The 3,388-nt window shown below is 71.3% G+C and carries 4 protein-coding genes; 1 reads left to right on the forward strand and 3 read right to left on the reverse strand.

Translation table 11 applies throughout. The features are described from left to right. From ACXJKL_RS17515 to ACXJKL_RS17525, 3 genes are all read right to left on the reverse strand, one after another. Positions 1–772 (reverse strand): MFS transporter (locus tag ACXJKL_RS17515; RefSeq protein ID WP_457208294.1); only part of this gene is annotated, 772 nt, incomplete at its 3' end. 57 nt (positions 773–829) lie between these two features. Beyond that, positions 830–1,279, reverse strand: a complete 450-nt coding sequence (locus ACXJKL_RS17520) for a MarR family transcriptional regulator (RefSeq protein ID WP_457208291.1) — start codon at positions 1,277–1,279, stop codon at positions 830–832. Between the two features lie 119 nt (positions 1,280–1,398). Then, positions 1,399–2,886, reverse strand: a complete 1,488-nt coding sequence (locus ACXJKL_RS17525) for an NCS2 family permease (RefSeq protein ID WP_457208292.1) — start codon at positions 2,884–2,886, stop codon at positions 1,399–1,401. A gap of 70 nt (positions 2,887–2,956) precedes the next feature. Here ACXJKL_RS17525 and ACXJKL_RS17530 point away from each other — a divergent pair, with 70 nt between their 5' ends. Continuing rightward, a complete protein-coding gene (locus ACXJKL_RS17530; protein WP_457208293.1) occupies positions 2,957–3,241 on the forward strand; it encodes a DUF2530 domain-containing protein in 285 nt (94 codons plus the stop codon). Positions 3,242–3,388 lie beyond the last annotated feature (147 nt).

Below are 3,388 nucleotides of genomic sequence, written 5' to 3' on the forward strand. Positions count from 1 at the left end.
CGGCCAGGAAGGTGCCCAGCAGGCCGTACTCGGTGGGGCCCTTGCCGAACACCTCGGTGGCCATCAGCGCGGACGTCATCTGGAAGTTGAGGCCGAAGGTCCCGGCGCTGAAGACGATCGCCAGGATCAGCACCAGGTCGGGTCGGGAGCGGACGTAGGCGACGCCCTCGCGGATCGCGCCGGGGCCACGGTGGGTGGGCACCGGGCTGTCGAGCGCGCTGGCGTCCATGCCGCGCAGGGCCAGGACCGGGGCGACGTACGAGACGGCGTTGATGAGGATGACCCAGCCGGTGGCCACCGCTCCCCCGCCGAAGGCCGCGATCAGCATGCCGGCCACCGCGGGTCCGACGAGCCGCGCMGCGTTGAAGCTGGCCGAGTTGAGGCCCACGGCGTTGGTGAGGTCGTCGGGCTCGACGATCTCGGAGACGAACGACTGGCGGGCGGGCGCGTCGAAGGCGGACGCGGTGCCCAGCACGAAGGCCAGGACGTAGACGTGCCAGATCTGGGCCGTCCCGGTGACGGCGAGGACGCCGAGGACCGCGGCCGGCAGCGCCATCCCCAGGTTGGTCAGCTGCAGGAGGCGGAGCTTGGACATCCGGTCGGCGACCAGCCCGGCGAAGGGCGCGATGAGCAGGAACGGCAGGAACTGCAGGCCGGTCGTGATGCCGAGGGCGGCACCGCTGTTGGCGGTGAGCTGCAGGACCAGCCAGTCCTGCGCGACACGCTGCATCCAGGTGCCGGTGTTGGAGACGACACCGCCGGCGGCGTACAGGCGGTAGTTGGGGTTCGCGAGGGAACGGAATCGGGGACTCGTGGTGACTCCTTCGGGTCAGTCGGCCTGCGAGAGGCGGTCGAGGAGGGGGGCGGCACGACGCAGGACGTCGCGCTCGTCGGCGGTCAGGTGGGCCAGGCGGACGGCCAGCCAGGCGTCACGGCGCCTGCGGTCGGCCAGGACGACGGCGCGGCCGCGGTCGGTGAGCGACACGATGACCACACGGCCGTCGGTCTCGTGCGGACGGCGTACGACGAGTCCGTCGCCCTCCAGGCAGGTCACGGTGCGGGTCATCGACGGCGGCTGCACGTGCTCGAGCCGGGCCATCTCACCGATCGTCTGGTCGCCGTGGCGGAACAGCAGCCCCAGCACGGCCATCTGGCCGAGGCTCAGGTCGTTGTCGGGGTGCCGCTCGCTCGCGAGGCGCCGGCGCAGCCGCATCACGCCGAGGCGAAGCTCTGAGGCGAGCCCCGCATCGGTGCGGGCAACGGCTGCTGTGGTCGGCATGTCGTTAGCCTAACTCATTACCCATGCTAACTATTCCGCGGGGGCGACCCGGCCCCAGCACGACGGAAGGGGCCGCGCGAGTGCGCGACCCCTTCCCCCCTGCCCGGTGCGAGCTCGGCTCAGGAGAGCCAGCCGTTGATCGGGGTGTAGGCGAAGTAGACGACGAACAGGGCAGCGACGACCCACATGAGGGGGTGCACCTCCCGCGGCTTGCCCACGACGACCTTGATCAGGACGAACGCCACGAAGCCGGCGCCGATCCCGACACTGATCGAGTAGGTGAAGGGCATCAGGACCACGGTCAGGAAGGCCGGGATCCCCAGCTCGACGTCACGCCAGTCGATCTCGGTGACCTGCTGCATCATCAGGAACCCGACCAGCACCAGCGCCGGGACCGCCGCCTCGGAGGGGATCGCCGACACGAGGGGGGTGAAGAACGTCGCCAGCAGGAACAGCACCCCGGTGACCACGGACGCGAGGCCGGTGCGCGCCCCCTCCCCCACACCCGCGGCGGACTCGATGTAGGAGGTGTTGGACGAGACGCCCGCCGCGCCGCCGGCGATCGCCGCCACCGAGTCGACGACCAGGATGCGCTGCGCGTGGGGCGGCGTGCCGTCCTCGTCGTTGAGACCGGCCTCCGCGCCGATCGCGGTCATGGTGCCCATCGTGTCGAAGAAGTCCGCGAGCAGCAGCGAGAAGACGAGGAGCAGTGCCGCGAGGAAGCCGGTGCCGGCGCTGGTGAACGCCCCGAAGAGGTTGAACTCGCCCAGGGTGTCGAACGACGGCCATGCCACCACGTCGCCGCTGAGCGTGGGCACGCTCAGCGACCAGCCGCCGGGGTTGTCGGCGGACGCCGCACCGAGCTCGCCGATCGCCTCGACCACGACCGCGACGACCGTGGTGACGAGGATGGAGATGAGGATCGCGCCGCGGACCTGGCGGACCCACAGGCCGACCATCAGGGCCAGGCCCAGGCAGAAGACGAAGACCGGCCAGCCCGCGAGGTGCCCGTCGACCCCCAGCTGGACGGGCACGGTGGTCTGGAACGCGTCCGGGATGCGGGTGACGAAGCGGGCGTCGACGAAGCCGATCAGGGCGATGAACAGGCCGATCCCGACCGAGATCGCGACCTTGAGCTGCTGCGGCACGGCATGGAAGACCGCCTTGCGGAAGCCGGTCAGCACCAGCACCAGGATCACGATGCCCTCGAGGACCACCAGGCCCATCGCGTCGCCCCACGTGGACTGGCGGGCGATCGAGTTGGCGACGAAGGCGTTGAGGCCCAGCCCGGTCGCGAGCGCCAGCGGGAAGTTCGCGAGGCCGCCCATGAGGATCGTGAGCAGGCCGGCGACCAGCGCGGTGCCCGCCGCGATGGCCGGGATGCCGCTGCCGGGCTCCGTGCCGCCGCCGAGAAACGCGCCGGTGGAGTCCGGGACGAAGCCCAGGATCAGCGGGTTGAGCACGATGATGTAGGCCATCGTCAGGAACGTGACGAGTCCGCCACGCACCTCCTGGGCGACGGTGGATCCGCGCTCGCTGATCCTGAAGTAGCCGTCGAGGCCCGCCGTCCGGGGGGACCGCTGCGCAGTCTGGGTCTTGTCAGTCACGGGCGGAAGTGTGGCAGAAAAGCGTTGCGGCGGTGTTTCGACGTCCGGGGCGAGCGACTAGCGTGGCCGCGTGGAGTTCAGGGACGACCAGCGGACGCAGCACGAGATCGGCAACCGCACCTACGTCGTGGCCGACGTGGAGCCCCTCGACGTCGACGGCGTCCGGACCGTCGAGGTGGGCGTCGGGCTGTGGCTGCTCGCCTTCATCGGCCTCCTCCCCTTCTACGGCACCCTCGCCGACACCGGGCGCACCTGGTGGCTGTGGACCTGCCTGGCCGGCTTCGGCCTGGGCCTGTGCGGGCTGGAGTACGTCCGCCGTCGCCGCAAGGCGCGCTCCGCGCAGGACCCCGCGTGACCCAGCCGACCCGCTGGGAGCTCGCCGGGGCGGGCAACCGGGGGTAYGGCGAGAAGTTCGGCCGACTGGTGGCGGACGGCGCCGACGTCGACGGTGAGGCCCGGCTCGCCGACGCGCTGGTGGGACGCGGCGCACGCATCCTCGACG

This window comes from Nocardioides sp. P5_C9_2 (assembly GCF_054049555.1).